The sequence below is a fragment of the Citrobacter sp. 506 genome (genome assembly GCF_050434985.1).
In the GTDB taxonomy this organism is placed as follows: Bacteria; Pseudomonadota; Gammaproteobacteria; order Enterobacterales; family Enterobacteriaceae; genus Citrobacter; species Citrobacter braakii.
In genome coordinates this window covers 1-20,495 of the sequence record NZ_JBNDJN010000010.1, presented here as the reverse complement: position 1 = coordinate 20,495, position 20,495 = coordinate 1, and the positions used below count along the sequence as shown (strand labels likewise).

Genomic DNA, 20,495 nt, shown 5'->3' with positions numbered 1-20,495 from the left:
CAGTAACCCTACCTTACTTGCGGAACGGGAAGTCAAAGGCAGCCAGCAGAGCACGGCCTTCTTCATCAGATTTCGCAGTAGTGGTAATGGTAATATCCAAACCACGCACGCGGTCGACTTTATCGTAGTCGATTTCTGGGAAGATGATCTGCTCACGGACACCCATGCTGTAGTTACCACGACCGTCGAAAGACTTAGCGGACAAGCCACGGAAGTCACGGATACGTGGAACAGCAATAGTGATCAGGCGCTCAAAGAACTCCCACATGCGTTCGCCACGCAGAGTTACTTTACAGCCGATCGGATAGCCCTGACGGATTTTGAAGCCTGCAACTGATTTGCGTGCTTTGGTGATCAGCGGTTTTTGACCGGAGATTGCTGTCAGGTCAGCTGCTGCGTTATCCAGCAGTTTCTTGTCAGCGATCGCTTCACCAACACCCATGTTCAGGGTGATCTTCTCGACCCGAGGGACTTGCATGACAGAATTGTAGTTAAACTCAGTCATGAGTTTAGCGACTACTTCGTCTTTGTAGTAATCATGCAGTTTCGCCATCGTACTACTCCAAATTACTTGATAGTTTCGCTGTTAGATTTAAAGAAACGGACTTTTTTGCCGTCTTCGAATCTAAAGCCTACACGGTCAGCCTTGCCGGTTGCCGCGTTGAAGATAGCAAGGTTAGAGATCTGAATAGCTGCTTCTTTCTCTACAATGCCGCCTGGTTGGTTCAGGGCCGGAACCGGCTTCTGATGTTTCTTAACCAGGTTGATACCTTCAACAATGACCTTGCCGGAAGACAGGACATTCTTAACTTTACCGCGTTTACCTTTATCTTTACCGGTTAACACGATAACTTCGTCATCACGACGGATCTTCGCTGCCATGATTCGCTCCTTAGAGTACTTCTGGTGCCAGAGAGATAATTTTCATGAACTTCTCGTTACGAAGTTCACGAGTTACCGGCCCAAAAATACGCGTACCGATAGGTTGCTCGCTGTTATTGTTTAAAATAACGCATGCATTACCATCGAAGCGAATGACAGAACCGTCCGGGCGACGAACACCCTTCTTGGTGCGCACCACTACCGCCTTCAGCACATCACCTTTTTTGACCTTACCACGCGGAATTGCTTCCTTGATGGTGATCTTGATGATATCGCCGACGCCTGCGTAGCGACGGTGCGAGCCACCCAGAACCTTGATACACATTACGCGACGTGCACCGGAGTTGTCGGCGACGTTCAGCATAGTCTGTTCTTGGATCATTTTAGTGCTCCGCTAATGTCAACTACTACTGAGACCCGAAAATCAGGTCGTTAAAAAAGCCCCATATCGGGGGCGCGGCATTATAACACCGCTTCAACGATATGGGTAGAAAAAATAAACGGCTCATCGCTGAGCCGTTTATTCGTTGAGAATGCCTACTGTATTACAGAACGGCTTTCTCTACAACGCGAACCAGCGTCCAGGACTTAGTCTTGGACAGCGGACGGCATTCGCGGATTTCAACCACGTCACCAGTACCGCATTCGTTGTTCTCGTCATGTACGTGCAGTTTGGTCGTACGCTTAATGAATTTACCGTAGATCGGGTGTTTCACAAAACGTTCGATAGCAACAACGATGGATTTCTCCATTTTATCGCTAACAACGCGACCTTGCAGAGTACGGATTTTATCGGTCATTACGCACCCGCCTTCTCAGTCAGTAAAGTCTTAACGCGTGCGACATCACGACGCACTTGCTTCAACAGGTGAGACTGTTGCAGCTGGCCACTTGCAGCCTGCATACGCAGGTTGAACTGCTCACGCAGCAGATTCAGCAGCTCGGTGTTCAGCTCTTCAACACTCTTCTCACGCAGCTCTTTTGCTTTCATTACATCACCGTCTTAGTTACAAAGGTGGTTTTAATCGGCAGTTTCGCTGCTGCCAGCTTGAATGCTTCACGGGCCAGCTCTTCCGGTACGCCGTCCATTTCATACAGGACTTTACCCGGCTGAATCAAGGCAACCCAATACTCCACGTTACCTTTACCTTTACCCATACGCACTGCCAGCGGCTTTTCAGTGATCGGTTTGTCCGGGAATACACGGATCCAGATCTTACCTTGACGCTTAACTGCACGGGTCATAGCACGACGTGCTGCTTCGATCTGACGGGCAGTCAGACGACCACGGCCAACAGCTTTCAGACCGAAGCTGCCGAAGCTAACATCCGTACCCTGCGCCAGACCGCGGTTACGGCCTTTGTGCATTTTACGGAATTTTGTACGCTTTGGTTGTAACATCAGCGACGCTCCTTATTTACGGCCTTTACGCTGCTGCTTTTTAGGTTGCGCAGCCGGTTTTTCCGGTTGTTCAACAGCAGCCATACCACCCAGGATCTCGCCTTTGAAGATCCACACTTTAACGCCGATTACACCGTAAGTGGTGTGCGCTTCAGAGGTGTTGTAGTCGATGTCAGCACGCAGAGTGTGCAGAGGTACGCGACCTTCGCGGTACCATTCGGTACGTGCGATTTCCGCGCCGCCCAGACGGCCGCTAACTTCAACTTTAATACCTTTAGCGCCCAGACGCATTGCGTTCTGTACAGCACGCTTCATAGCACGACGGAACATAACACGACGTTCCAGCTGAGAAGTGATGCTGTCAGCAACCAATTTTGCATCCAGTTCAGGTTTACGCACTTCGGCGATATTGATCTGAGCAGGAACGCCAGCAATATCCGCTACGACTTTGCGCAGTTTTTCTACGTCTTCACCTTTCTTACCGATAACGATACCCGGGCGAGCGGTGTGAATGGTCACACGGATGCTCTTAGCCGGACGCTCGATAACGATACGAGATACAGACGCTTTAGCCAGTTCCTTAGTCAGGTACTGACGTACTTTAAAATCGCTGTCCAGGTTGTCAGCGAATTCTTTGGTGTTCGCAAACCAGGTTGAGTTCCATGGTTTTACAATACCCAGGCGAATACCATTAGGATGTACTTTCTGACCCATTGCTAGTCTCCAGAGTCTCAGCGATCGGACACAACCACAGTAATGTGGCTGGTGCGCTTCAGGATGCGATCTGCACGACCTTTTGCACGCGGCATAATGCGCTTCATGCTCGGGCCTTCGTCTACGAAAATTTTCGTAACTTTCAGATCGTCAATGTCAGCGCCATCGTTGTGTTCAGCGTTAGCAATGGCAGATTCCAGGACTTTCTTGACCAGTACAGCCGCTTTCTTATTGGTGTAGGTCAGAATATCCAGAGCCTGCGACACTTTCTTACCGCGAATCAGGTCTGCAACAAGGCGAACCTTCTGAGCAGAAGAACGAGCATGGCGATGTTGAGCTAAAGTTTCCATCTCTTCCTCCTACCTTATTTCTTCTTCGCTTTTTTATCAGCAGCATGGCCGCGATAAGTACGAGTCGGTGCGAATTCACCCAGTTTGTGACCGACCATTTCGTCGGAAACAAATACCGGAACGTGCTGACGACCATTATGGACAGCGATGGTCAAACCGATCATGTTAGGAAAGATCGTTGAACGACGGGACCAAGTGCGCAGGGGCTTCTTGTCTCCGCTTTCCACCGCTTTCTCTACCTTCTTCAGCAAGTGCAGGTCAATAAAAGGACCTTTCTTGAGAGAACGTGGCATGGCTTATCCTCTAAAATTATTTGCTACGGCGACGTACGATGAATTTATCAGTACGCTTGTTGCTGCGGGTCTTCTTACCTTTGGTCTGAACGCCCCACGGAGTTACCGGGTGCTTACCAAAGTTACGACCTTCACCACCACCATGTGGGTGGTCGACTGGGTTCATCGCAGTACCGCGAACGGTAGGACGAACACCACGCCAGCGTGCAGCACCTGCTTTACCCAGAACGCGCAGCATATGCTCAGCATTGCCAACTTCGCCCAGAGTTGCACGGCAGTCTGCTTCGACTTTACGCATTTCACCAGAACGCAGACGCAGGGTGACATAAGCACCATCGCGAGCAACGATCTGAACGTAAGTACCAGCGGAACGTGCCAGCTGACCGCCTTTACCTGGTTTCATTTCTACGTTATGAACAGTAGAACCAACCGGGATATTGCGCATCGGCAGGGTGTTACCTGCTTTGATTGCAGCATCAACGCCAGATTGAACCTGGTCGCCAGCTTTCAGGCCTTTAGGGGCCAGGATGTAACGGCGTTCACCGTCTTTGTACAGAACCAGCGCGATGTTCGCGGAGCGGTTCGGATCGTACTCAAGACGTTCAACAACTGCCGGGATACCGTCTTTGTTGCGTTTGAAGTCAACAATACGATAAGCCTGCTTGTGACCACCACCGATGTGACGAGTGGTGATGCGGCCATTGTTGTTACGACCACCGGATTTGCTGTTTTTTTCAACCAGCGGAGCAAAAGGTTTGCCCTTGTGCAGCTCTGGGTTGACCACTTTAACAACGTGGCGACGACCCGGAGATGTCGGTTTACATTTAACAACTGCCATTGTATTACTCCTCCGACTTACTCAGCGCCGCCGACGAAGTCCAGATTCTGGCCTTCCTTCAGGGTGACGTAAGCTTTTTTCCAGTCGCTACGACGACCGATACGCTGTCCGTGACGTTTAACTTTCCCTTTAACTACCAGGGTGTTAACGACTTCGACTTCGACTTCAAACAGTTTCTGCACAGCAGCTTTGATTTCTGCTTTGGTCGCGTCTTTAGCAACTTTGAGAACGATGGTGTTAGTTTTTTCCATCGCAGTAGACGCTTTTTCAGAAACGTGCGGTGCGCGCAGCACTTTCAGCAGACGTTCTTCACGAATCATGCCAGCATCTCCTCAACTTGCTTAACAGCATCAGCAGTCATTACGACTTTGTCGAAGGCGATCAGGCTAACCGGGTCGATACCAGTTGCATCGCGTACGTCAACCTTGTGCAGGTTGCGCGCAGCCAGGAACAGGTTTTCGTCCAGCTCACCGGTGATGATCAGCACATCTTCCAGAGCCATGTCTTTCAGTTTCTGTGCCAGCAGCTTAGTTTTAGGCGCTTCTACAGAGAATGATTCGACAACGATCAGACGATCCTGACGTACCAGTTCGGACAGAATGCTTTTCAGCGCGCCGCGGTACATCTTTTTGTTAACTTTTTGACTGTGGTCCTGTGGACGAGCAGCGAAGGTCACGCCACCTGAACGCCAGATCGGGCTCTTGATAGAACCTGAACGCGCACGGCCGGTACCTTTCTGGCGCCACGGCTTTTTGCCTGAACCAGTTACTTCAGCACGAGTCTTCTGAGCACGAGTACCCTGACGAGCACCAGCTGCATAAGCAACAACAACCTGGTGAACCAGCGCTTCGTTGAAATCACGACCGAAGGTAGTTTCGGAAACAGTCAGCGCGCTCTGCGCGTCTTTCAATACTAATTCCATTGCTATCCCCTTACGCCTTCACAGCTGGTTTAACGATCAGGTCGCAACCGGTCGCACCCGGAACACCACCTTTAACCAGCAGCAGGTTGCGCTCAGCGTCAACACGTACTACGTCCAGGCTCTGAACGGTTACACGTTCGTTGCCCAGCTGACCTGCCATTTTCTTGCCTTTAAACACTTTGCCCGGAGTCTGGTTCTGACCGATAGAACCCGGAACGCGGTGGGACAAGGAGTTACCGTGAGTAGCGTCCTGGGTACGGAAGTTCCAGCGCTTAACGGTACCAGCGAAACCTTTACCTTTAGAGGTACCGGTTACGTCAACTTTTTTAACGTCAGCAAACAGTTCAACGCTAATGTTCTGACCAACGGTGTATTCTTCACCATCTGCCAGGCGGAACTCCCACAGGCCGCGGCCAGCTTCTACGCCAGCTTTAGCAAAGTGACCAGCTTCCGGCTTAGTTACGCGGTTAGCTTTTTTAGCACCGGTGGTAACCTGAACAGCGCGATAGCCATCGTTAGCCAGATCTTTAACCTGAGTAACGCGGTTTGCTTCAACTTCGATAACGGTTACTGGGATAGATACGCCATCTTCAGTGAAGATGCGGGTCATACCCACTTTTTTACCGACTAAACCAATCATTGTATCAACCTCTCAATCGCTCGATGACCTGATTAACCCAGGCTGATCTGCACGTCTACACCGGCAGCCAGGTCCAGACGCATCAGAGCATCAACGGTTTTTTCAGTTGGCTCAACGATGTCAACCAGACGCTTGTGAGTACGGATCTCGTACTGATCACGCGCGTCTTTGTTGACGTGCGGGGAGATCAGAACGGTGAAACGCTCTTTGCGGGTCGGCAGCGGGATCGGACCACGAACCTGCGCACCAGTGCGCTTGGCAGTCTCGACGATTTCCGCGGTTGATTGATCGATCAGACGATGATCAAACGCTTTCAAACGGATACGGATTCTTTGGTTCTGCATGAGACCAGAGCTCCAATTATTTTATAGACGAAATAGTTACTCCTCAAACCCATTACGATTGATGGGAGAGTGTAACCGTTCTTACGTAGCCCCCTGATTGGGAGCGTTGTTGACGGTAAACCGCCACAGTTCATATCGAACTACCCGTCAGATTTGACAGGCTGGCGTATTATACGTATAGCCAGTACGGATGCAAGTGATTATGGCTATTTGCCATCGATTTCTCTCAGCGCTTGTTGCACACGTGAGCGCAATACTTCGCCATCCGGCACTTCCTGCTCGGACGCTTCATCATAGGGTATCTCTTCCAACATACTGTCACCCTCTTCGTTCTGGGTGGGTAAATCGATGCGTATCGGCAGAGGTTTCTGCTTAAAAATGTAATGCACATCCGAGAGTCGATACGCCTGAGAATCGGGCACTCCCTGCGTGGCGGTTGTCGGATGGCGCACCAACCAGACATAATGTCCGTAGTAGCCGCACATTAGCATCAGGCTGACCCACAACAGCCAGCAACAGGAACGCAGCGCCTGCCGCCAGCGGCAACTCGACACTGTTTTCGCATCAATGGGTTGATAGATTCGCATCATCACACTCGCTCCTTAGACGGCGCATGTGTTAGCACAGGTGCCGCCTCATTGATTAATACCGGCGCGTCTCCAAGACTCTGACGCAGCCTTATCAGCGTCTCTTTTCCCGGCTTACCATCCACAGGCAAATTCTCCCGCTGCTGGAATGCTTTGACCTTTTCGATTAACCATGGCGTCCATGAGCCTGATTTATCGCCGGGAACGCCCAGCGCGCGGCTCAGCATCGTATCAAACCAGATGATGGTTTCCGCCGGACTCTTTTCACCGATCTGCATTTTCCTGTCAGGCGTTAAATTGAGCATCAGGGTATAATTTCCCTGCCAGTGCTTCGCCAGCCACTCCTGACTGACGATCCAGGTTTTATTATCAATGATAAGATCCAGCTCGTTTCCTGATACACGCATCACAACACCGTAGACCGGTTGTTTATCGATATTCAAATGCGCGATCCACGGCAACCCGCGCCTGATGAGGTTATCTAAACGTTCCTTGCCGCTTTCGCACACCAACTCAGCGCGATCGGCCTGGTCACACCATGCCTCGTCATGCGCTGTGTCGAATCCCCAGACGCTGAATAATTGCTGCATGGCATCGCGTAATCCTCCCCGTGCGTCGCCAATATCCGGCAGGTTTTCCTTTTTTTGCGTCATCACCACCGTTAACCCGGCAGGCACAGGAAGTTGAAGGGGAAAAACATCGACCGCCAGCCAGCCGAACGTCAAAGCCAGCGCAGCGTAAAGTCCGGGCAGTATTCCCTTGCGCAATACGCAAGAACGGAGAGTAAATGTTTCCAGCAACAATCTTTCCTGTTGAGCGGTTAACACATCCGCTTGCCTGTCCGTTGCTATTTTTCTCGCCGCCCGGGCGATGCGCCCCAGCAACGCCAGGTTTCCCTGCACTGCCCGAACCGCTTTGCGCACAAATTCATGACGCATCCGCACAGGCTCGCCATCCGCCTCACGCAGTTGCTGTTGATGCATAAAATCAAGATATTCATCGTCCGTCGGCGCAGCGATGCTCGCCGACAGCGTAACACGCCGTTTAAGTCGTCGGTTACGCCTGAGCGCTTCGCCCCCCACCAGTAGCAAGCTGGCGCCAGCGTCAAATGAAGCCGCCAGATGACGGAAATTATCGACAAATGCCGGAAGATGTCTGGCGAGCGCGTCAGCATTATCAATGACAATTATTATTGGTTGCGTTGCCGGACTAAGGGCAGGCATCAGCGTTGACCAGAAACGGCTAATTCTCACATCTCGCCAGTCTGGCTGGAGTTTTCCGTGCGTACACGCCGTGTGTGTCAATTGACAGAAACCAGAGAAACCAGTGGCGGTAAACACCACTACCCTGCCGGGAAAATCCTTACCTAACTGATAAATAAGCGTCGATTTACCACACCCCGGTTTGCCGCATAATACGCCCACATCGCCAGCGCCCAGCTCATGAATAAAGATATTCTTGATAAGGGTATGTTGCGAAAAAGAGTAAATTGCATACGGTAATGCGCGTTCAGTCATCGATAAGTTCCAGTAATTGATGCGGGTATTTAACTTATTATATGTCAGGTAAATATTATCAATTTTTTATATTTGAATTAAACGACATGTTCCGACGATTAAATTGAAAACCTGAAAGTAAGCCTATATCATGCTTCTCCCGAAAAGAACAGGCATGCTATTAACAATGGATGTTATCGCGAAGCAATTTACCTTTATATTTAAGAGAAAGCGTAACGATGTGCTGTACTGCGTTATGTTTTTTGTCGGTGTCATTGTTATTATTCATTCGTTATATGCCTATAGATTATTTATTGATTCTATCAATACAAAAAACAAAACCAGTCACTCAATAACGTCCGTTGTCCTCAGGCTGCCAATGAATTTACCGAAAAACAGTAGGGAAAACGCGACTGATAATAAAGAAGATGTTTCAATTAAAAATTCGATGCTCAATCTCCAGCTAAATGGCATTATTGCGAGCACGCTAAAAACACGTTCACAGGCTATTATCACCATTAATGAGAAAGCAAAATTTTACAGTACCGGAGATAAACTTGACGATCTCCCTGACGTAAAAATTACGGACATTGATAATAATAGCGTGACGATTGATAACAATGGCTCCCGGCAACGCATCGCTTTTATTGATGAGCCTGATATATCCTCCAGGGTGCCGGCACCATCGCTGCCACATGACAGCGCGCCACATTCCCTCAGCGACATCATTATTACCAACTTTATCTATCAGCAGGAAGCGCTACAGGGCGTCAGATTAAACGCCCGTGGTCCGGTTGAACGTTTTATAGCAACCGGACTCAGGCCAGGCGATATTGCGATCAAAATGAACAACCATCCGCTAACTCAGGAAACGTCAGCAAAAGCGGCACTACAGGAATTTGTAACCTTAAACTCTGCCCAGTTTACCGTGATACGAAACGGTCAGGAAGCGTTGGTGAATGTATCCGTTACTGAGAATGATTAACCTTAAGGACGACAAAATTGCGCAAAGGAATTAAAAAAACGGCTGCATGGATATTGGCGCTCCAGTTTTTCGCCTTTCCATTTCAAACCATGTCAGCGCAATATTCGGCAAACTTCCAGGATGCGGATCTCCGGGAGTTTATTACCTCGGTCAGTAAGCAAATGGGCAAAACCATTCTGATCGATCCGTCCGTCCAGGGAAAAATCTCCGTTCGCAGCTTTGACAGTTTCAACGAGGAGGAATACTACCAGTTTTTTCTCAGCGTTCTCGATATCTACGGCTACTCGGTTATCACCCTGGATAACGGCCTGCTGAAGGTTGTTCGCTCCGCAACGCTTAAGACCGCGCCGGGGAAAGTATTGGCACAGTCGCAACCAGCGGTCGGCGATGAATTTATCACCCGCGTCGTGGCGCTGAAAAATGTCCCGGTACGCGATCTGGCTCCGCTATTACGCCAGATGATGGACAGCGGCGGCATCGGCAACGTCGTACATTATGATCCTTCTAATGCGCTGTTGATCACCGGCAAAGCCAATATAGTCAATCGCATCCTTGAGGTTGTGAAACGGGTCGATGTTATCGGTACTCAGGAACGTGAGCTTATCAAACTGCGCTACGCCTCGGCAGTTGATTTATCTGATGTAATTAACAGCCTGATTCGCGAAGAGTCAAAGGAAAACCCAACGCAGATCCTGCTGCCTAAAATTGTCGCCGACAAGCGCACCAACGCCCTTCTTATCAGCGGGCCGGACAATGTGCGCCAGCGGATGAAATCTTTAATCGCTAAACTGGATATCGAACAGACCACGCAGGGCAATACTCGCGTGTTCTATTTGAAATACGCCAAAGCCACTAAAATCGTTGAAGTGCTGACCGGCGTGTCAACCAAACTGACGGAAGACAAGCAGTCGTCTTCGCAGAGCGTGGCTACCCCTTCCCGGGATGTCTCGATTAACGCCGATGAACAAACCAACTCGGTGGTCATTACCGCAGACCAGAGCACCATGCAGGAGCTGGAAAAAGTCATCGCTCGTCTGGATATTCGCCGCGCACAGGTACTGGTTGAAGCCATCATTGTGGAAGTCCAGGATGGCAACGGCCTGAATCTTGGCGTGCAGTGGGCCAACAGCAACGTCGGCGGTCAGCAGTTTACCAAAACGGGGCTGCCGATTTTCGACGCATCAAGAGGCGCGCGCCAGTTTGATAAAAATGGTTCGATGACCAGCGACAACCCTATCGCCAGCGCGTTAAGCAGTTTTAACGGCCTGGCGACGGGCTTCTTTGAGGGGGACTGGAGCGTCCTGCTCACCGCGATCTCCTCCGACAACAAAAACGATATCCTCGCCACCCCCAGCATTGTGACGCTGGATAACAAAGAAGCATCGTTTAATGTCGGCCAGGATGTGCCGGTGCTTTCCGGCTCGCAAACGACCTCCGGCGACAACGTTTTTAATACGGTCGAACGTAAAACCGTCGGCACCAAACTGAAGGTCACACCGCAAATCAACGAAGGCGACGCGGTGCTGATGGAGATCGAGCAGGAAGTGTCGAGCGTCGATACCGCTTCCGGTAACGCCAGCGATCTCGGCCCAACGTTCAACACCCGCACTATCCAGAATGCCGTGCTGGTCAAAAGCGGCGAAACCGTGGTGCTGGGTGGCCTGCTGGATGATTCAAGCAAAGAGCAGGTTTCCAAAGTACCGCTGCTGGGCGATATCCCTGTTCTCGGACAGCTATTCCGCTACACCTCAACGGAAAATGCGAAGCGTAATTTGATGGTCTTTATCAGGCCGACCATTATTCGCGACGACGAGGTTTATCGTTCGCTCTCAAAGGATAAGTACACCCGATTTCGTGAGTTACAGCAGCAGCGTATTGATAAGCAATCCAGTGGATTGGTCGGCGTGAAGGACGAAGAACGCCCGATGCTTAAAGAGCTGAATTTCGATGTGCCGACCGACGCGCCCAACGGCCAGCCATCGCGCAATCCCTTCCGGGAATGATCCAACATGACTGACTTATGGACGCGCATTCCTCCCCAGCATCCTCTGCCGCTTAATTACGCGCAGGGGCAAAAATTTGGTATCGCGGTCGCGGTGGATGAATTGTTCTACCGCACCGACACGCCGCTGGAAAACGTACTGGAGGCCAGCGTTGCCTGCCAGCGCTTCAGCCGCCTGACGCCAGCGCAATTTGACGACCACCTGGATCAACTTTTCCAGCACGGCGCCGGAGAGTCCCGGCAGATTGCCCAGGATATCGATCAGGAGATCGACCTGACGGCGCTGAGCGAAGAGTTACCCGACAACGCCGATCTGCTCAGTGATGAAAACGACGCACCGGTTATCCGCCTGATCAACGCGGTTCTTCATGAAGCCGTGAAGGAAGGCGCGTCGGATGTGCATATCGAAACCTTCGAAAAATCGCTGGTGGTGCGTTTTCGTATCGATGGTGTCCTCAAGCCAGTCCTTCAGCCCGCTAAAAAACTGGCGCCGCTGCTGATTTCACGTATCAAAGTAATGGCGCGGCTGGATATTGCCGAAAAACGACTGCCGCAGGATGGGCGTATTTCCCTGCGCCTCGGACGCAAAAATATTGACGTCCGCGTTTCGACGTTGCCCTCGCAGTACGGCGAAAGAGCTGTATTGCGTCTGCTGGATAAAAACAGTCTGCGCCTGACGCTGGAGAATATGGGGCTATCGGCGGTGGATAGCCTGCGGCTGAAGGGTTTAGTACAGCAGCCGCACGGCATCATTCTCGTCACCGGCCCGACGGGTTCGGGAAAAAGCACCACGCTGTATGCGATTCTCGCCGAGCTGAATTCCCCCCAGCGTAATATCCTGACCGTCGAAGATCCCATCGAGTACGAGCTGGAAGGCGTCGGACAAACCCAGGTAAACAGCCGGGTGGATATGTCTTTCGCCAGGGGACTGCGTGCCATCCTGCGCCAGGATCCGGACATCGTCATGGTCGGCGAAATTCGTGACGCCGAAACCGCGCAGATAGCGGTTCAGGCATCGCTCACCGGACATCTGGTGCTTTCCACACTGCACACTAACAGCGCCTGCGGTGCGATCACCCGATTACGGGACATGGGCGTTGAACCTTTCCTGCTCTCATCATCGCTAAGCGGCGTTATCGCCCAACGCCTGGTGCGTCGCCTCTGTCCGGCCTGCCGCGCGCATGCTCCCATTCCTGACTCTCAGAAATCCCTCCTGCACGCGCTCGATCCCACCGCTCAGACAATCTGGCAGGCTTGCGGATGCGGCGAATGTCGGGGAACTGGCTACCAGGGGCGACTGGCGATTCATGAAATTATGCTGGTGGATAAAACTATGCGCAACATCATCCATCGCGACGCCGATGAACACGCCCTGGAACAGTGCCTGCGCCAGCAAAGCCGGAGCCTGCGGGAGAACGGCCTGCTGCGCGTGCTGGCGGGCGAGACCACGCTTGAGGAAGTCATGCGGGTCACCTCTGCGCAAGAGGATACACGATGAAATATCAGTGGCAGGCAATGGATGACAGCGGCACGATTCACCGTGGAACGCTGGATGCCGCCAGCAGCAAAGAGGCGCGCGAGGCGCTGCGCGCCCAGGGTCTGCACCCGCTGGTGTTAAATGAGAAAAAGGTCATTTCGCTGTTCCAGACGGTAAAAAAAACGCCTCGTTTACGGCTTAGCGGCAGTGAACTGGCGCTGTTCACCCGCCAGCTCGCCACACTGGCCAACGCTTCGCTACCGCTTGAAGAGGCGCTGTTTGTTATTGGCCGGCAGAACAAAAATAATAAACTGGGGCTGGTGCTACACGACCTGCGCGAACGGATCCTCGCCGGACATACGCTTTCCGAATCGCTGGCCGCCTGGCCGCGGATCTTCGATTCCATTTACCGCACGCTGGTGAAAGCCGGTGAAAAAAGCGGACAGCTCGGCTGTGTGCTGGAAAAGCTGGCTGACTACAATGAGTTACGCCAGGCAACGCGCAGTAAACTCATCCAGTCACTGATTTATCCTTCCCTGCTGACCAGCGTGGCGATCGCCGTCGTCGCTATCCTGCTCACCACCGTAGTGCCCAAAATCGTGGAGCAGTTTCTGCATATGAAAGAAGCGCTGCCAATGTCCACGCGCGTGTTGCTGGCAATCAGCGATGCCATGCGCCACTACGGATTGTGGGTAATCGCATTGCTGCTGATTGCCTTTTTCCTGTTTCGTCACTGGCTCACCCGCCCCGGCAAACGGCATCTGCTTGACCGCTGGCTTCTTGATTTCAAACTCAGTCGCGCCCTGCTGCGCGCTATCCACTGCGCCCGTTATTTGCGCACCCTGAGTATTCTTAATATCAGCGGCGTTCCGCTGCTGGAAGGGATGACGCTGGCAACCGAAGGCATCGGTAACCGAGAAATCAGTCAACGGCTGGGTCAGGCCGCGGAGCGCGTGCGCCAGGGCTCAGGCTTTCATCTCGCCCTGGAAAAATGCGATCTCTTCCCGCCGATGATGCTCTACATGATTGCCTCCGGGGAAAAAAGCGGCCAGCTCAGCGAGCTAATGGCGCGCGCCGCCGACCAGCAGGAAACACTGCTACAAAACCGCATTGCGCTGACGCTGGCGCTGTTTGAACCCGCGCTGATTATTACGATGGCGATGATTGTGCTGTTCATCATCGTCTCGGTTCTGCAACCCATTTTGCAACTCAACTCATTGGTAAGTTAAGGATAAAACGTGAATAGTGATGCACATAAGCAGCGAGGATTTACGCTGCTGGAGATGATGGTGGTGCTGGTTATTTTGGGCATCCTCGCAAGCCTGGTCGTCCCCAGTTTAATGGGCAATAAAGACAAAGCCGATCACCAGAAAGCCGTCAGCGACATCGTGGCGCTGGAGAATGCGCTGGATATGTACAAACTGGATAACTATCGCTATCCGCTGACAGCGCAGGGGCTAAAGGCGCTGGTCGAAAAACCGACCGCCAGCCCAATCCCGGAAAATTACAACGCGAAGGGCTATATCAAGCGTCTGCCACAGGATCCCTGGGGTAATGAGTATCTGCTGGTTAGCCCTGGTGAACACGGCGATTACGATATTCTCTCCGCAGGTCAGGACGGTGAACCCGGCACCGCTGACGACATTACTAACTGGGAACTGGGTAAAGCGAAATAATCGGAATGAGGCAGAAGGGATTCACGCTACTGGAAGTCATTCTGGTGCTGACGATTATCGCGCTTGGCGCCTCGCTGGTGATGATGACCTACGGGCGACAAAATGATACCGCGAAAGCTATTACTGCAGCCGAACAGCTGGCGGCACTGACTGAATATGCCGCCGACTGGTCAACCATGGAGGACCACAGTACCGGTATTGAGATCCGCGAACAAGGCTGGCGCATCGTCACACCGATTGGCAATCGCTGGCAGACGCCAACCCAGTTCTATCGCCTGGCGACCGAGGGCAAGTGGGAAAATGACTGGCAGGTGGCTCTGTTCCCAGCGTCGCTCGCCAGGCAATCCGTCGGCACGCCGCAAATTCTGATTCACCCGGACGGTGAAATTACGCCGTTTACGCTACACATCCGCAGCCGTAAAAATAATACGCTGCTGTTCACGCTCGCCAGTACCGGCGGGCTGCCGCTGGTGCTCACCCGAGGCGACAGCCGATGAGCCAAAGGCAATCAGGAATGACGCTTCTGGAAGTGCTCCTGGCTATATTCATTTTCGCCACCTGCTCTCTCGCGCTACTCAACAGCCTGCATGGCCAGGTTAGCGCCACCGCAAAAATGGAAGAACAGGTGCTTGCCGGTTGGGTAGCGGATAATACGCTCAAAACCTATCAACTGGCCGGGCAGAGCCCCGCTAAAACCGCCACAGGCAGCAGCATAATGGGTAAACGCCGCTGGGACTGGTCGTTAACAGTCTCACCCGCCGATGCTTCTGGCCTCAGCACCTGGACAGCAGACGTCGCTCTTGAGGACAAACAGCAGATCCGCCTGCAGCGCTTTATTCCCTCGCCGCAAGGAGGACCGCAAAATGTCTCCCGGCCCTGAGAAACAGCGCGGCTTTACCCTGCTGGAAGTTTTACTGGCTATTGCTCTGTTCGCCATGCTCAGCCTGCTGACGGCGCAGATGCTGACAACGACAATTGACAGTAACGAGCAGACCAAAAAGCATCAGCAGCGTTTTTCCGCTATCGTGCGTACCGTCAATTTGCTGGATAAAGATATCCGACAGCGGGTGCCGGTAACCCAATTGCAGGGCGAAAAAGAGACGCTGATGCTGACGACAGCCAGCAGTAACAGTTATCCTGGCGCCTGCTGCGCGCCCGATATCCAGCGAGTTCAGTGGTATCTGCAGGATCATACCTTATACCGCACGCTCTGGCGCTACCCGGAAGATGCAACTCCGGCCATCACTCAGCCGATGCTCAATGGTGTGAACGCCTTCACGTTGCGTTATTACAACAGTAAAGAGAAAGCGTGGACGGACACGGCGACAATCCCATCTCCTGGCGCGATGGAAGTCACTCTTAAACTAGCTGATTCCGGCACGATAACTCGTCTGACGCTGTTGCCAGAGAACCGCCAGCCAGGAGAACAGCAATGACCCGGCAAAAGGGCGTGGCGCTGCTGGTAGTGCTGATGATCCTGGCAATTATGGCGGCGCTGGCCAGCGAAATGACCGTGCGCTACCAGATCAACCTCAAACGCACCAGCTACACCAGGATGCGGCTACAGCAAAACTGGCTGGCAGAGCTGGCTGAAAGCCAGGCCATGCGTATTCTTGAACAGGACCTGCGGGATAATGAGAAATACCTCACTCACGAGCAGCTCTGGGCGCAGCCGCAGCGTATTCAGCTCGCCAGCGGCGACGTTGTCAGTTGGCAGCTATCTGACGAGCAGGCCTGTTACAACATTAATGCGCTGATTAACGCCCCGACCGACCGAATGAAAGAGCCGCCCGCCAGCGTGAGCGTCTTTCTCGCGCTGCTGGACAACATTGGCGTCACCAATGCCCAGGCTGAGGCGCTGGTTGATGCTATCGCCGACTACATCGATAACGACGATATTCCACGCGCCTCCGGTGCCGAAAATGAGTATTACCAAACAAGTAACGACCCCCACACCATTGGCGGACGACGTATCTGGTCAATCAGTGAGCTCAAACAAATCAAAGGGATGACGCTTTCTCTTTACCAGCAAATCTCCCCGCTACTCTGCGCGCTGCCTGATGATGAGCTAAAAATCAACATCAACACCCTGACGCGCCGGGATGCACCGTTGCTTGCGGCGATGCTCAATAATGCTGTCCCGCCACGCGAGATTGAGCGCTTTTTTGATACCCCGCGCAAAGGACGCAAAATCAGCATTGAGACGTTGTTAAAGACATTCGATAAGGATAATCCGGCTCATAAGCTGTCGCAGACCACATTCAAAAGCATTGCGGTGGCGACCAGTCGTTACTTCCGCCTTGAAACGACTATCGAACAGGGCGATAGCGCCGGGAGCACCATCAGCCAGCTGGAATACGATCCCAAAAGAAAGGCTCTGTTTATTACAGCCCGCAAAAGCGTGGCGCGCGACCATTAAAGGGAACTAAATGACGCCAGACACATTACTGCTACGTCCGCTGCCGGGAAAAATGGAATGGTGCTGCCCCAACGAGGCACAACTTCCGGTTATTGTTGAACAGGCGGATTACCTCCAGCCAAACGCGCTGGCCGACCTGCCGGATGCCGGTAACGCCTGCCTGTTCCTGTCGCCTGATTATTTCTGTTTTCGCCGCGTCGAATTACCGACGGAAAACTACAAAATCAGTGAACAAACGCTGGGCTGGCTGGTGGAGGACGCCGTTGTCGGTGATACAGATAGCCTGCACTGGACGGTTCTCGCCAGAGAAGAAAACACGCTCCATCTCGCCGGGATCGCCAGGACCACGCTGAACGATCTATTGACGACTTTCCGCACAGCTGGCGTGACGTTGACGCATATCGTTCCGGATGGTTTCTGGCTGCCGTATGTCACGGATAGCTGGAGTCTGCTACAACAAGATGAGCGATGGTTAATCCGTTACGACGCGTGGAAAACAGGCGTGCTGAGTGAGGCACTGCTCACGCATTTACTCGCCAGCCATACAGAGCAGAAAATCATCAGCGCCAGCGCGCTTCCTGTGCCTCACGCTTATGTCGAATACCTTGACTGGCAGCCACCGCTAGCGTGCGCCTGCAATGGTGATAATATTCAGGACATTAACGTATTACACGGCAGCTTCCGCCCTTTCCCCCCGACACAACCGACCCCGCGTCTGCTGAAATATGCCGCCATAGCAACATTTGCCCTGGCGATAGCGCTCTTCTCAGGGCTGAAAGGGGTGATGCTCTGGCAGCTTCATCAACAGAAACAGGCGCTCTCAGCGGAAGGTGCCATCCTGTGGAACCGCTATTTCCCAGGTGATAACCGCAACAGCAATTTTAAATATTTCTTCGAATCGTCCGCGAGGGATCGCTATCCGGATGTGCTGACGTTACTGACTCAGCTTCAGACCCGATTAAGCACATTGCCGGGGCTTACCATCCGCGAGGTCAACTACCGGCTCGAACAACGCCTTTTTACCCTGACGCTCAACGTTCGCGATCCGGAACATCTTCGCCGCTTTATGGTGCAGACAAACGACGAATTTATCCTGACTCAACCGCCAGAAGGGACGACAGATAGCGTCCGGCTGATCCTGAAGGAGCGCAAATGAATATGAATAGCTGGTGGAGCGAAAAAAACGGCAGAGAGCAACGCAGTCTGATATTCCTCGCCGTTTTCTGTCTGCTGGCGGGATTCTGGTACGGCGTGGTTCAGCCCCTGGATAACGCTATTGCACAGCAGAGGCAGGAAAATGATCGTCTCAGGAGTGAGATCCAGTGGGTAAATGAGGCGATTCAGCGTCGCGGATTAGTTGCCAGCAGACCGGGCACAAAGACCGATCCGGCGCTGATACAACATAGCGCGCAGCAGGCAGGTTTGAATATCAGCGTTGTGACATCCACTCCCGATCATTTTGCGATCTCGCTTCCCGTTGTTAAAACCGAACCATTATTTGCGTGGCTTAATGCCCTACAAAATGAGGGAATACAGGTTTCGCAACTCACGTTTAGCGCCCGCCCGGTCGCCGGGGAGATTGCGGTGGAAGCCCTTGAACTCTATCCGGTGGGGAAATGACGGAACTCATCAACATTGCAGCAATGGCGCTTGTCGGGCTGATAGTCGGTAGCTTTATGAATGTAGTGGTTTATCGACTGCCGATCATGATTGAGCATCGGCACAGCGAAACATGGAATATCGCCTGGCCTCCGTCGCACTGTCCGCACTGCCAGCACAGGCTATCGGTGCGTAACACTATTCCACTATTCAGTTGGCTGTGGCAGCGGGGGCGTTGCCAGGCCTGCGCTCAGCCCATTTCATGGCGTTACCCACTGACTGAACTGGCGTGTTCTTGTGTTTTTGCGCTTAGCGCCGCGTTTGTCTCTTCAATATCAGATGCAATTGCCATCATGACGCTGTTCTGGTTTATTTTCGCCCTGGCGCAAATTGATCTCCGGACGTACCTGCTGCCGGATGTGCTGACGCAGCCGCTGCTCTGGCTCGGTCTGCTATATCACAGCGTTTACGACAGAGAGATGTTACCCGACGCGCTGTACGGCGCTGTCGCTGGCTATCTGACGCTATGGCTGGTCTGGTGGGGATGCAAAATACTTGCGGGAAAAGAGGGCATCGGCCTGGGTGACGCTAAGCTACTGGCGGCGATGGGTGCCTGGTGTGGATGGCCAGCGCTACCGCCCATTTTACTCGCTGCATCATTGCTGGGCATTGTCTGGTGGCTGATCCTACGCCTTACCCGAAGGACGTCGATACCGCTTATCGCGTTCGGTCCGTGGCTTGGACTGGCAGGCTGGTTGATTTTCAGCGCGCAAAGCTCAGGTGTTATCGGGTACTGAAAGGAGCGGCAGGCCTGCCGCTCTGCAAAGTGTGCGTCTACGCTTCGCGAATCTGTGCCTGAAGATAGTTCTGGAGTCCCATCTTCTGGAGCAGATCCAGCTCCGTTTCCAGCCAGTCAATGTGACCTTCTTCATCAGCAAGGATTTCGATCATCATATCCCGGCTAACGTAGTCATGGACGCTGTCGGCATAGGCAATGGCTTCACGTAAATCTTTTGCCCCATCGAGTTCGAGTCGAAGATCGGATTGCAGCATCTCTTCAACGTCTTCGCCTATACCCAACTTACCAAGATCCTGTAAGTTTGGGAGCCCTTCTAAGAATAAAATACGCTCGATATATTTATCAGCGTGTTTCATCTCATCGATAGACTCATGGTACTCAACATCATTGAGGCGAGTCAGTCCCCAGTTTTTGAACATACGAGCATGGAGAAAATACTGGTTGATTGCGACAAGCTCATTTCCCAATAGTTTATTGAGATAATTTATGATTTTAACATCACCTTTCATTTTATAGTCCCTCCGCTTCCACTCTTAGAGCGTAGATGGGGCTACAGGGATGTCAAAAAAAAGAGTGTGACTTAGGCGATCTCTTTAAATTCTGGCATTTGCGTTAATTCATCCTGCATGACTTCGCGGGCAGCACGAATACACTTACCGCATTGATTTCCAACAGGAATAAATTTACGCAATTGCTGAAAGGACTGAGGATGAAACTGGCGAACAGCCTGACGTATTTTTTTATCACTTATCGCATTACACAAACAAACGTACATGATCGCTCCCGTTCAATTTCTGCGCAAAGTGTAAATGAGAATAGTTATGATTACAATAGCACAACGCTATTTACGCAGCGGGAGAATGAATGAAAAATGCGAATAAATATGACAACTGCTAAATCGCGGACAGCAAAAAGGGCGCCGAAGCGCCCTTTTTAAGCTCAAAGCTAATTAATCAATAATTAGCTCATTACTTTAGCAACAACGCCCGCACCAACAGTACGGCCGCCTTCACGGATTGCGAAACGCAGACCGTCGTCCATCGCGATTGGGTGGATCAGGGTAACAACCAT

Annotated in this window: 31 protein-coding genes; 12 read left to right on the top strand and 19 right to left on the bottom strand. The window is 52.2% G+C overall.

Features of this window, described 5'->3' with window-relative positions; genetic code table 11:
- Positions 1-13: 13 nt before the first annotated feature.
- The 16 genes from rplE to ABIE10_RS22990 form a co-directional block, all read right to left on the bottom strand.
- Positions 14-553: a 50S ribosomal protein L5 gene (rplE, locus tag ABIE10_RS23065; RefSeq protein ID WP_003031123.1), complete on the bottom strand. Its 540-nt coding sequence runs from the start codon at positions 551-553 to the stop codon at positions 14-16.
- A gap of 14 nt (positions 554-567) precedes the next feature.
- Positions 568-882, bottom strand: coding sequence for a 50S ribosomal protein L24 (gene rplX, locus ABIE10_RS23060; protein ID WP_003031122.1), 315 nt, complete (start codon positions 880-882; stop codon positions 568-570).
- Between the two features lie 10 nt (positions 883-892).
- Positions 893-1,264, bottom strand: a complete 372-nt coding sequence (rplN, locus tag ABIE10_RS23055) for a 50S ribosomal protein L14 (RefSeq protein ID WP_000613954.1) — start codon at positions 1,262-1,264, stop codon at positions 893-895.
- Positions 1,265-1,427: 163 nt separating this feature from the next.
- Complete coding sequence (rpsQ, locus tag ABIE10_RS23050) at positions 1,428-1,682, bottom strand: 30S ribosomal protein S17 (protein ID WP_003031120.1); 255 nt, start codon at positions 1,680-1,682, stop codon at positions 1,428-1,430.
- Entirely contained in the window at positions 1,682-1,873 is a 192-nt protein-coding gene (gene rpmC, locus ABIE10_RS23045; RefSeq protein ID WP_000644742.1) for a 50S ribosomal protein L29, read from the bottom strand. Before rpmC ends, rpsQ begins: the two co-directional genes overlap by 1 nt.
- Positions 1,873-2,283, bottom strand: coding sequence for a 50S ribosomal protein L16 (gene rplP, locus ABIE10_RS23040; RefSeq protein WP_000941212.1), 411 nt, complete (start codon positions 2,281-2,283; stop codon positions 1,873-1,875). Before rplP ends, rpmC begins: the two co-directional genes overlap by 1 nt.
- A 12-nt stretch (positions 2,284-2,295) precedes the next feature.
- Positions 2,296-2,997, bottom strand: coding sequence for a 30S ribosomal protein S3 (rpsC, locus tag ABIE10_RS23035; RefSeq protein WP_000529945.1), 702 nt, complete (start codon positions 2,995-2,997; stop codon positions 2,296-2,298).
- Between the two features lie 17 nt (positions 2,998-3,014).
- Positions 3,015-3,347 carry a 50S ribosomal protein L22 gene (gene rplV / locus ABIE10_RS23030; RefSeq protein WP_000448832.1) on the bottom strand — a complete coding sequence of 111 codons (333 nt, stop codon included), beginning with the start codon at positions 3,345-3,347 and terminating at the stop codon, positions 3,015-3,017.
- Positions 3,348-3,361: 14 nt separating this feature from the next.
- The gene (gene rpsS / locus ABIE10_RS23025) at positions 3,362-3,640 is read right to left on the bottom strand and encodes a 30S ribosomal protein S19 (RefSeq protein ID WP_001138115.1); all 279 of its coding nucleotides are present in this window, start codon (positions 3,638-3,640) and stop codon (positions 3,362-3,364) included.
- A 16-nt stretch (positions 3,641-3,656) separates the two neighbouring features.
- Positions 3,657-4,478 (bottom strand): 50S ribosomal protein L2, encoded by an 822-nt coding sequence (gene rplB, locus ABIE10_RS23020; protein ID WP_016154746.1) that lies wholly within the window; start codon positions 4,476-4,478, stop codon positions 3,657-3,659.
- A 17-nt stretch (positions 4,479-4,495) separates the two neighbouring features.
- Positions 4,496-4,798 carry a 50S ribosomal protein L23 gene (gene rplW / locus ABIE10_RS23015; protein ID WP_000617546.1) on the bottom strand — a complete coding sequence of 101 codons (303 nt, stop codon included), beginning with the start codon at positions 4,796-4,798 and terminating at the stop codon, positions 4,496-4,498.
- Positions 4,795-5,400, bottom strand: coding sequence for a 50S ribosomal protein L4 (rplD, locus tag ABIE10_RS23010; protein WP_003031119.1), 606 nt, complete (start codon positions 5,398-5,400; stop codon positions 4,795-4,797). The genes rplW and rplD overlap by 4 nt, the downstream gene beginning before the upstream one ends.
- Positions 5,401-5,410: 10 nt before the next feature.
- Positions 5,411-6,040: a 50S ribosomal protein L3 gene (gene rplC / locus ABIE10_RS23005; RefSeq protein WP_003031117.1), complete on the bottom strand. Its 630-nt coding sequence runs from the start codon at positions 6,038-6,040 to the stop codon at positions 5,411-5,413.
- A 32-nt stretch (positions 6,041-6,072) separates the two neighbouring features.
- On the bottom strand, positions 6,073-6,384 hold the full coding sequence (gene rpsJ, locus ABIE10_RS23000) for a 30S ribosomal protein S10 (RefSeq protein ID WP_001181005.1): 312 nt from the start codon (positions 6,382-6,384) through the stop codon (positions 6,073-6,075).
- Positions 6,385-6,590: 206 nt separating this feature from the next.
- On the bottom strand, positions 6,591-6,974 hold the full coding sequence (locus ABIE10_RS22995; RefSeq protein ID WP_103767385.1) for a hypothetical protein: 384 nt from the start codon (positions 6,972-6,974) through the stop codon (positions 6,591-6,593).
- On the bottom strand, positions 6,974-8,488 hold the full coding sequence (locus tag ABIE10_RS22990) for a peptidoglycan-binding protein (RefSeq protein WP_429157188.1): 1,515 nt from the start codon (positions 8,486-8,488) through the stop codon (positions 6,974-6,976). Before ABIE10_RS22990 ends, ABIE10_RS22995 begins: the two co-directional genes overlap by 1 nt.
- A gap of 166 nt (positions 8,489-8,654) precedes the next feature.
- Between ABIE10_RS22990 and gspC the strand changes: the two genes are divergently transcribed.
- The 12 genes from gspC to ABIE10_RS22930 are packed head-to-tail and all read left to right on the top strand — an operon-like array spanning position 8,655 to position 19,422.
- The gene (gspC, locus tag ABIE10_RS22985; protein WP_153689966.1) at positions 8,655-9,452 is read left to right on the top strand and encodes a type II secretion system protein GspC; all 798 of its coding nucleotides are present in this window, start codon (positions 8,655-8,657) and stop codon (positions 9,450-9,452) included.
- Positions 9,453-9,469: 17 nt separating this feature from the next.
- Positions 9,470-11,455: a type II secretion system secretin GspD gene (gene gspD, locus ABIE10_RS22980; RefSeq protein WP_410399297.1), complete on the top strand. Its 1,986-nt coding sequence runs from the start codon at positions 9,470-9,472 to the stop codon at positions 11,453-11,455.
- Between the two features lie 6 nt (positions 11,456-11,461).
- Complete coding sequence (gspE, locus tag ABIE10_RS22975) at positions 11,462-12,952, top strand: type II secretion system ATPase GspE (RefSeq protein ID WP_429157185.1); 1,491 nt, start codon at positions 11,462-11,464, stop codon at positions 12,950-12,952.
- Positions 12,949-14,160 (top strand): type II secretion system inner membrane protein GspF, encoded by a 1,212-nt coding sequence (gspF, locus tag ABIE10_RS22970; RefSeq protein WP_429157183.1) that lies wholly within the window; start codon positions 12,949-12,951, stop codon positions 14,158-14,160. Before gspE ends, gspF begins: the two co-directional genes overlap by 4 nt.
- 9 nt (positions 14,161-14,169) lie before the next feature.
- Positions 14,170-14,607, top strand: a complete 438-nt coding sequence (gene gspG / locus ABIE10_RS22965) for a type II secretion system major pseudopilin GspG (protein ID WP_016154753.1) — start codon at positions 14,170-14,172, stop codon at positions 14,605-14,607.
- Positions 14,608-14,612: 5 nt separating this feature from the next.
- Positions 14,613-15,104: a type II secretion system minor pseudopilin GspH gene (gspH, locus tag ABIE10_RS22960; RefSeq protein ID WP_429157180.1), complete on the top strand. Its 492-nt coding sequence runs from the start codon at positions 14,613-14,615 to the stop codon at positions 15,102-15,104.
- On the top strand, positions 15,101-15,487 hold the full coding sequence (gspI, locus tag ABIE10_RS22955; RefSeq protein WP_153689963.1) for a type II secretion system minor pseudopilin GspI: 387 nt from the start codon (positions 15,101-15,103) through the stop codon (positions 15,485-15,487). Before gspH ends, gspI begins: the two co-directional genes overlap by 4 nt.
- Positions 15,471-16,043 carry a type II secretion system protein GspJ gene (locus tag ABIE10_RS22950; RefSeq protein ID WP_287108297.1) on the top strand — a complete coding sequence of 191 codons (573 nt, stop codon included), beginning with the start codon at positions 15,471-15,473 and terminating at the stop codon, positions 16,041-16,043. The genes gspI and ABIE10_RS22950 overlap by 17 nt, the downstream gene beginning before the upstream one ends.
- Complete coding sequence (gspK, locus tag ABIE10_RS22945; RefSeq protein WP_429157177.1) at positions 16,040-17,026, top strand: type II secretion system minor pseudopilin GspK; 987 nt, start codon at positions 16,040-16,042, stop codon at positions 17,024-17,026. Before ABIE10_RS22950 ends, gspK begins: the two co-directional genes overlap by 4 nt.
- A gap of 10 nt (positions 17,027-17,036) precedes the next feature.
- Positions 17,037-18,182: a type II secretion system protein GspL gene (gene gspL / locus ABIE10_RS22940; protein WP_429157176.1), complete on the top strand. Its 1,146-nt coding sequence runs from the start codon at positions 17,037-17,039 to the stop codon at positions 18,180-18,182.
- Positions 18,179-18,646: a type II secretion system protein GspM gene (gene gspM, locus ABIE10_RS22935; RefSeq protein WP_429157174.1), complete on the top strand. Its 468-nt coding sequence runs from the start codon at positions 18,179-18,181 to the stop codon at positions 18,644-18,646. The genes gspL and gspM overlap by 4 nt, the downstream gene beginning before the upstream one ends.
- Positions 18,643-19,422 (top strand): prepilin peptidase, encoded by a 780-nt coding sequence (locus ABIE10_RS22930; RefSeq protein ID WP_047501483.1) that lies wholly within the window; start codon positions 18,643-18,645, stop codon positions 19,420-19,422. Before gspM ends, ABIE10_RS22930 begins: the two co-directional genes overlap by 4 nt.
- Positions 19,423-19,459: 37 nt before the next feature.
- Here ABIE10_RS22930 and bfr read toward each other — a convergent pair whose 3' ends face one another.
- The 3 genes from bfr to ABIE10_RS22915 form a co-directional block, all read right to left on the bottom strand.
- Positions 19,460-19,933, bottom strand: a complete 474-nt coding sequence (bfr, locus tag ABIE10_RS22925) for a bacterioferritin (RefSeq protein ID WP_016154761.1) — start codon at positions 19,931-19,933, stop codon at positions 19,460-19,462.
- A 71-nt stretch (positions 19,934-20,004) separates the two neighbouring features.
- Positions 20,005-20,199 carry a bacterioferritin-associated ferredoxin gene (gene bfd, locus ABIE10_RS22920; RefSeq protein WP_003031111.1) on the bottom strand — a complete coding sequence of 65 codons (195 nt, stop codon included), beginning with the start codon at positions 20,197-20,199 and terminating at the stop codon, positions 20,005-20,007.
- Between the two features lie 185 nt (positions 20,200-20,384).
- On the bottom strand, positions 20,385-20,495 hold a 111-nt coding region (locus ABIE10_RS22915), incomplete at its 5' end, for an elongation factor Tu (RefSeq protein WP_075262496.1).

Bases quoted from the DNA above. Each gene is read 5' to 3' on its own strand.
- bfr (WP_016154761.1), bottom strand. From the start codon at position 19,933: ATGAAAGGTGATGTTAAAATCATAAATTATCTCAATAAACTATTGGGA.
- gspI (WP_153689963.1), top strand. From the start codon at position 15,101: ATGAGCCAAAGGCAATCAGGAATGACGCTTCTGGAAGTGCTCCTGGCT.
- gspK (WP_429157177.1), top strand. From the start codon at position 16,040: ATGACCCGGCAAAAGGGCGTGGCGCTGCTGGTAGTGCTGATGATCCTG.
- rplE (WP_003031123.1), bottom strand. From the start codon at position 553: ATGGCGAAACTGCATGATTACTACAAAGACGAAGTAGTCGCTAAACTC.
- ABIE10_RS22950 (WP_287108297.1), top strand. From the start codon at position 15,471: ATGTCTCCCGGCCCTGAGAAACAGCGCGGCTTTACCCTGCTGGAAGTT.
- rplC (WP_003031117.1), bottom strand. From the start codon at position 6,040: ATGATTGGTTTAGTCGGTAAAAAAGTGGGTATGACCCGCATCTTCACT.
- rplW (WP_000617546.1), bottom strand. From the start codon at position 4,798: ATGATTCGTGAAGAACGTCTGCTGAAAGTGCTGCGCGCACCGCACGTT.
- rplN (WP_000613954.1), bottom strand. From the start codon at position 1,264: ATGATCCAAGAACAGACTATGCTGAACGTCGCCGACAACTCCGGTGCA.
- rplX (WP_003031122.1), bottom strand. From the start codon at position 882: ATGGCAGCGAAGATCCGTCGTGATGACGAAGTTATCGTGTTAACCGGT.
- rplD (WP_003031119.1), bottom strand. From the start codon at position 5,400: ATGGAATTAGTATTGAAAGACGCGCAGAGCGCGCTGACTGTTTCCGAA.
- rplV (WP_000448832.1), bottom strand. From the start codon at position 3,347: ATGGAAACTTTAGCTCAACATCGCCATGCTCGTTCTTCTGCTCAGAAG.
- ABIE10_RS22990 (WP_429157188.1), bottom strand. From the start codon at position 8,488: ATGACTGAACGCGCATTACCGTATGCAATTTACTCTTTTTCGCAACAT.
- gspC (WP_153689966.1), top strand. From the start codon at position 8,655: ATGGATGTTATCGCGAAGCAATTTACCTTTATATTTAAGAGAAAGCGT.
- gspL (WP_429157176.1), top strand. From the start codon at position 17,037: ATGACGCCAGACACATTACTGCTACGTCCGCTGCCGGGAAAAATGGAA.
- ABIE10_RS22995 (WP_103767385.1), bottom strand. From the start codon at position 6,974: ATGATGCGAATCTATCAACCCATTGATGCGAAAACAGTGTCGAGTTGC.
- ABIE10_RS22930 (WP_047501483.1), top strand. From the start codon at position 18,643: ATGACGGAACTCATCAACATTGCAGCAATGGCGCTTGTCGGGCTGATA.
- gspM (WP_429157174.1), top strand. From the start codon at position 18,179: ATGAATATGAATAGCTGGTGGAGCGAAAAAAACGGCAGAGAGCAACGC.
- rplB (WP_016154746.1), bottom strand. From the start codon at position 4,478: ATGGCAGTTGTTAAATGTAAACCGACATCTCCGGGTCGTCGCCACGTT.
- rpmC (WP_000644742.1), bottom strand. From the start codon at position 1,873: ATGAAAGCAAAAGAGCTGCGTGAGAAGAGTGTTGAAGAGCTGAACACC.
- rpsJ (WP_001181005.1), bottom strand. From the start codon at position 6,384: ATGCAGAACCAAAGAATCCGTATCCGTTTGAAAGCGTTTGATCATCGT.
- gspF (WP_429157183.1), top strand. From the start codon at position 12,949: ATGAAATATCAGTGGCAGGCAATGGATGACAGCGGCACGATTCACCGT.
- gspH (WP_429157180.1), top strand. From the start codon at position 14,613: ATGAGGCAGAAGGGATTCACGCTACTGGAAGTCATTCTGGTGCTGACG.
- rpsC (WP_000529945.1), bottom strand. From the start codon at position 2,997: ATGGGTCAGAAAGTACATCCTAATGGTATTCGCCTGGGTATTGTAAAA.
- rplP (WP_000941212.1), bottom strand. From the start codon at position 2,283: ATGTTACAACCAAAGCGTACAAAATTCCGTAAAATGCACAAAGGCCGT.
- bfd (WP_003031111.1), bottom strand. From the start codon at position 20,199: ATGTACGTTTGTTTGTGTAATGCGATAAGTGATAAAAAAATACGTCAG.
- gspE (WP_429157185.1), top strand. From the start codon at position 11,462: ATGACTGACTTATGGACGCGCATTCCTCCCCAGCATCCTCTGCCGCTT.
- rpsQ (WP_003031120.1), bottom strand. From the start codon at position 1,682: ATGACCGATAAAATCCGTACTCTGCAAGGTCGCGTTGTTAGCGATAAA.
- rpsS (WP_001138115.1), bottom strand. From the start codon at position 3,640: ATGCCACGTTCTCTCAAGAAAGGTCCTTTTATTGACCTGCACTTGCTG.